The sequence below is a fragment of the Corynebacterium kozikiae genome (assembly GCF_024580965.1).
Classification (GTDB): domain Bacteria; phylum Actinomycetota; class Actinomycetes; order Mycobacteriales; family Mycobacteriaceae; genus Corynebacterium; species Corynebacterium kozikiae.
Genome location: NZ_JANIKJ010000067.1, coordinates 1 through 384, shown reverse-complemented (window position 1 = coordinate 384; position 384 = coordinate 1). Strand labels below are relative to the sequence as shown.

Below are 384 nucleotides of genomic sequence, written 5' to 3'. Positions count from 1 at the left end.
ATCCTGGTGGGCCCGGCGCATGCGCCTGGGCCTGCGAATTTGGGAGCAGCCGAGCATGGCTCGGCCCTACACGGTTGCGGCTTACGCGAACTGTTTCAGGAACCGCACGTCGTTCTCGAAGAACGCACGCAGGTCGTTGACGCCGTAGCGCAGCATTGCAAAGCGCTCCACGCCCATGCCGAAGGCGAAGCCGGTGTAGCGCTCCGGATCGATGCCGACGTTGCGCAGCACGTTCGGATGGACCATGCCGCAGCCCAGCACTTCCAGCCAGCGGGTGCTGCCATCGGGCTGCTGCCAGGCGATGTCCACTTCCGCGCCCGGCTCAACGAACGGGAAATAGCTGGGGCGGAAGCGCATTTCGAAATCGCGCTCGAAGAAGGCGCG

General features: G+C 65.1%; 1 protein-coding gene. It reads right to left on the bottom strand.

The window, feature by feature from the left end:
* Nucleotides 1–81: 81 nt before the first annotated feature.
* Nucleotides 82–384 (bottom strand): tRNA ligase subunit PheS family protein (locus tag NQ018_RS11360; protein WP_444861407.1); only part of this gene is annotated, 303 nt, incomplete at its 5' end.